Genomic DNA, 363 nt, shown 5'->3' on the forward strand with positions numbered 1-363 from the left:
GTCACCGCCGTACCTCCGGAGCCCTCCCAGGAGATGCCGCCGGCGGACGAAGGGGACAACAGGCAGCCCACGGCCGGCGGGACAGCCGAGTCCGAGCAACAGGCGGACAATGGGTACAGGCGGGGGGGAGATGTGGGGCTCGCGGAGGAGACGAAGACTTCGGTCCCGTGGCCCCATGCGTCGATGGTGTCATAAAGACAATTTCCACCAGTAAGTTTGGCGCAGAAGTAGATGCCGGTGTCCTCAGCCCTGAGGTTGTTCAGCTGCAGCCTCACTGTGCTCTGCCCGTTGTCCCTCGAGATGGTGGCACGGCCCTTCACCGCCGCCCCGTACCATGTGCTACCTCCAGTGTCGCTAATACTC

1 protein-coding gene is annotated in these 363 nt (G+C 63.9%); it reads right to left on the reverse strand.

Annotated elements, in window-relative coordinates; genetic code table 11:
- Positions 1-320 (reverse strand): immunoglobulin domain-containing protein (locus PZC42_RS24325; RefSeq protein ID WP_498041194.1); only part of this gene is annotated, 320 nt, incomplete at its 3' end.
- Between the last annotated feature and the right edge of the window lie 43 nt (positions 321-363).

The sequence above is a fragment of the Isoptericola croceus genome, assembly GCF_029382255.1.
Classification (GTDB): Bacteria; Actinomycetota; Actinomycetes; order Actinomycetales; family Cellulomonadaceae; genus Isoptericola; species Isoptericola croceus.